At 44.7% G+C, this 1,310-nt stretch carries 1 protein-coding gene; it reads left to right on the top strand.

The features are described 5' to 3' along the window. Positions 1–166: 166 nt before the first annotated feature. The coding region (locus ACTF7Q_RS10675) for a DNA methyltransferase (protein WP_438997814.1) at positions 167–1,310 on the top strand (1,144 nt) is incomplete at its 3' end.

Genomic DNA, 1,310 nt, shown 5'->3' with positions numbered 1-1,310 from the left:
TGTGTGTAAATTAATACTCACAGTCGGCTTAGTCCAATGTTTAGTTTGTCATTTTTTTACCTATAGACCATTGCCGATCAGAATATAACGATAGGTGATGGACTATGGTGAATGGGCAAGCCAATCACAAAAAGAGTGAAATAATACTCAAGTCAGAGTGCCCAGCATGAGTGGCAATCTGAATGTTGTGAATCGCACTTTATTCACTGGCGATAATTTGGACATTATGCGTGGCATGAATTCCGATTGTGTCGATTTGATCTATCTTGATCCGCCGTTTAATTCAAACCAGACATATGCCGCGCCAATCGGATCAAAAGCGGCTGGTGCCGCATTTAAAGATACATGGACATTGGATGATGTCGATCTGGCCTGGCATGGGCAAATTGCCGAAGACCATCCAGAGCTTTACGCAATTATTGATGCGGCTGGTGTCTGTCACGGCAAGTCGATGAAAGCCTATCTTATCATGATGGGGGTGCGGCTACTGGAAATGCGGCGTATTTTAAAGGATACGGGAAGCATTTATCTGCATTGTGACCCGACAGCCAGCCATTATCTGAAAATGGTGATGGATGCGGTATTTGGGAAAGAAAATTTTAAAAACCATGTTATTTGGTCTTATCGGCGGTGGCCTGCAAAAAGCCGAAAATGGCAGACAATGCATGATGACTTACTTTTTTATGCATCTGAAAATGAAAATATTTGGAACCAGCAATTTGAATCCCTAGCTACATCTACGCTGAAGGCAGATGGTGGGAAAAAAATTCTGAATGTTGTTGATCCCAAGACAGGAAAAAGGGTGAGGGGTCAAAAAACAGGCCAAGACTCACCTGGGGCGCCGATGCGGGACGTTTGGGAACTTAGTCTTTTAGCCCCAACATCTAAAGAGCGTCTTGGCTATCCCACGCAAAAGCCTCTGAAACTTTTGGATCGCATAATTAGTGCCTCAAGCAATATTGGCGATGTGGTGTTTGACCCATTCTGTGGTTGTGCCACGGCCTGTGTTGCCGCCGAGCACCTGCAACGGGAATGGATAGGCATTGATTTATCTGAAAAAGCGGCTGATCTGGTCAGGGACAGATTATCAGACGCATCTGGCATTTTTGGTAGCATCACGCACCGTTATGATATTCCAGTGCGTACCGATATAAAGCCGATCAAGCATTATACCAATTACAAGCACGAACTTTATGGTCAACAGGAAGGTGTGTGCAATGGATGCAACGTGCATTTCCCGTTCCGGAATTTGACTGTCGATCATATCATCCCGCAGTCAAAAGGTGGGCAAGGGAATGTAGATAATTTGC

It is taken from the genome of Puniceispirillum sp. (SeqCode) (assembly GCF_965657105.1).
In the GTDB taxonomy this organism is placed as follows: Bacteria; Pseudomonadota; Alphaproteobacteria; order Puniceispirillales; family Puniceispirillaceae; genus Puniceispirillum.
Note: the sequence above shows the minus strand (reverse complement) of the source record. Positions and strands in the feature narration are given on the sequence as shown.